Source organism: Kamptonema formosum PCC 10802 (assembly GCF_000332335.1).
Classification (GTDB): domain Bacteria; phylum Cyanobacteriota; class Cyanobacteriia; order Cyanobacteriales; family Oscillatoriaceae; genus Oscillatoria.
The window spans coordinates 2,319-5,870 of the sequence record NZ_KB235949.1 but is presented as its reverse complement, the minus strand read 5'-3'; the positions used below and the strand labels follow the sequence as shown (position 1 = coordinate 5,870).

General features: G+C 50.5%; 1 protein-coding gene. It reads right to left on the bottom strand.

All coding sequences use genetic code 11. The features are described 5' to 3' along the window. The coding region (locus tag OSC10802_RS45515) for an FG-GAP-like repeat-containing protein (protein WP_198525319.1) at nt 1-3,367 on the bottom strand (3,367 nt) is incomplete at its 3' end. Nucleotides 3,368-3,552 lie beyond the last annotated feature (185 nt).

The window sequence follows — 3,552 nt, the reverse complement described above, 5'->3', positions numbered from 1 at the left end:
CCAAAAGCACCGATACTTTGCTGTCAGAACGATTGGCGATAGCGATATCTTTCTTGCCGTTCCCGTCAGCGTCTCCTACAGCTAGCGCTACAGGTTCAGACCCAACCGTATAATCAGTCTGCGCTCCAAAAGTGCCATTTCCAGAACCCAACCGCACTGACACCTTATTGGTCAAACGATTTGCCGCAATAATATCCGAGTCACCATCACTGTCTAAATCTGACAGCTCCACTGCGGAAATCCCAACCCCAAATGCCACCTGACTCCCAGCTCCAAAAGAGCCATCGCCATCCCCCAACAGCACCGACAAGTTGTCAGAATTGCTATTGGCGCTAACAATGTCAAAGTCGCCATCCCCATCCACATCTCCTATCGCCACACCCACCGGAGTAAACCCAACCGAGTAATCAGTTTCAGGCGCAAAAGTGCCATCTCCATTCCCCAGTCGCACTGACACGCGGTTCAAGGCGGCGCTAGTCGTAACCATGTCTAGATTCCCATCGCCATTCAAATCCTCTAAAGCCACAAAGTCAGATCCGAACGCCACCTCGTAATCAGTGACAGTAAAATTGCCCTCACCATCCCCCAATAAAACTGAGTAATAGTCACTGTCAAAGCCATAAGCTAAACCAAAACCAGCCACGACAGCATCTTGAAAACCGTCTCTGTTTACGTCTCCCGTTGCTACCGAGAGTGGCGCTAACTTGACCGCATACTCACTGTTGGGAGAAAAAGTGCCATCGCCATTCCCCTGCAGCACCGATACGCTGTTAGAACTGCTATTTGCAGTAATCACATCAAAGTCTGAGTCCCCATCAATATCTCCCACCGCTACCGAAACGGGATTAAACCCAGCTAAATAATCCCCTCCTAGCGCAAATAGCTCACCCGTATTCCCTGTTGGGGTATCAGACGCGCCCGAAATTTCATCAGAAATGCTAATTACATTTCCCTTCTCGTCGTATTCATACTCAGTAACTTGACCCCTGCCATTTGTCCTGTCAGTTACCAAATTCGACTCATTGCGCTCAACACCTGGCAAAAAACCACCGCCATCCCTTGCGGAAACCGCTTGACCGGCACTGTCGAGAATGGTAGACTTCACATTGCCATTCCCATCAGCTTGGCTTGATTCCACATCCCCCAAAGCAAACGCCACTGGCGCATTAAACGGGTCAATTGTCTCTTCAGAACGGTACAGCCCTGCCACCTGAACCGGCGCAACTTTCAAAGACTTTCCATCCTTCTGAGTAGCGCTTAAAGCCCGCCCCGCAAAATCATAAAACGTCTCCTCCCGATTGTTGCGCTTGTCTACCTCAGCAACTATATGGTGATCGCTGTCATATTCCCAAGTCCGCGCCGAACCATCCGGGTCCACAATCCGGGTTAAATTCCCCGCCGCATCGTATTCCAGCCGAGTAATTCTAACCGCCGGATCAGTAATAGCGCTAACCTTTCCTCCATTATACGAGAAAGTCGTTTCTAACCCCACCGAGTCAATAATTTTCGCAAGCTTTTGCTCCCCATTATAAACATACCGCGTCTCATTCCCGTTTCTCTCTGTTACCAACGCCAGCTTATTGTGCCCGTTGAAACTGTAAACCGTTTCGTCCTTCATCGTGCGGCGAAAAGTTCCGTCCGCCAGACGTTCCAGCTTTGAAAAATCTCCCGGGGGAGCCATATAAGCGCCAGTCGCCAGAGGGGAAGCCTCAAATAGAAGCTCACTTCCATCCCCATCAATCAGCAGCACAGAACCGTTGGGATTCTCCACCAATTTCTGCAATCCCGCCAGCCCCCAGCCACTTCCCCACGGACTGTTAATCGTGTTAACATTCAGTAACTTGCCCTCAGTCTCTGTCGAAGAACCCGCAAAGATTTCCCCATTAAACTGGCGAATCCCCGACCTGAGATAATAATCATACTGCCCCGAAGACATAGAGCGCAAGTCAAGCTGTAGCGCCGCGTCAATTGGGCCCCCATTTTCAGGAATCTTCCAGAAATGTTCCCCGCCAGTTAAGCCGTAGTCTTCCCCAATAAATCCCGGCAATTGCAACTGAAAGGCACCCCGCAATACCGCCAGAGAAGCAATCAGCAGGCGGTCGGGATTAGACCCGACAAAACTGTAGCCAAAATGCAATATAGGACGCGGATATGCTCTTAATGAATCGTAAGTTAGCTGCAAACCTCGCATCGCGCCCAAAGATTGATAAGAGACGATATTGTGCGTCTCCATTCCCGTTCCAGAGTGAAGTTCCGCCACCGATGTGAAGTTGCAATTCTCCTTGCATTCATTGCCACCTTCATCTGGATTGCGGTCGTCCTGATTGGGGTCCTGAGGTTGCGCTCCAAAGAAGTGCCAGCTGCTGTTGCGTATCCCGCCGGAAATGGTCTCAATTACGCTGCCATCATCGCTGACTTTCCCCGTACCTACGTTGTCAAATAACCCCGTTGTCGGGTTAATTGACCACAAATCCATCAACGTTCCCGGCGCATATCCCGCCCGATTTGGCAGGGATAAAGGAGCCGGTGTTGTGAATACCATTTCTCCTGGCTGAATCGTCACCACTACATCGGGATGCAAGTTAGATGGCAAAGCAGCCGGTGTTAATTCCGCCGGCACTTCAGTTATGCTAAGCTGTCCTGTATACGGATTGCCCTGCTGGTTTTTCAAAGAACCCGCCGCCACAAATACAGACGCTCCCGGTATATTAGAAGTTGTTACCGTGACATCCGCCGCCGGCTCAATTGTTTCGGCATTTGCCGTGTCAATTGGCGGCAAATAAATAGGCCGGCTAATGACATTGTTGACCCCTGTGTAAACCTCGTGTTCTAATAGCAGTGGCAACTTCTCGGCAATGAACGGATAGGTCACATCCCCGCTAATTCCCTCGCCGCGAATTTTGAGGGTGTTGTCAGGTAAAGCCCCCGGAGTTTCTAGTATAAACGAGCCATCTGCTGCGGTGACTGTTTGCAAAGAACCCAATTCTATAATAACACCGGCAAGCGGTTCTTGCGCCGTATTTTCAATAATCCCAGAAACCCGCGTTGCCGTCACTGGATCTGCTGCGACAGTTAAAGTAACTTCTTGGGCTGTTTCTAGCGCCCCGTCACTGGCGACTAGGGTGAAATTATAGGTGCCAACATCATCGGGTGCCGGCGAGAAAATTAGCTGTCCATTGCCTGTTATTTTGCCTTTGGGAAGTCGGCTGTCTGACCGAATTGAGTAGATAACTCTATCTCCATTTTCGTCTGTTGCACTGAGGGGAATTTCCAGGCGTTCTCCCGGTTTAACAGTTAGCGCCCCCACAGGATTTAAGTTGGGTGCAGTATTGGGTTCCCCCACAAAAACCGAAGTGATAACCGGCACTACGGAAAAGTTAGGATTGCTGAAGATTACCTCAACCGGCGCGGAAGTTTCCCCCGCATTTACCCCCCGGGTTTAATCGCATTGCGCAGGTTAATATAAGGCTTGCCGGCGGCATCAACGCCAGAGGCATTTTGCAATTCTACCCCCGCCGGCAGGTTAGCGAAACTGACAGCTACATTGCGACT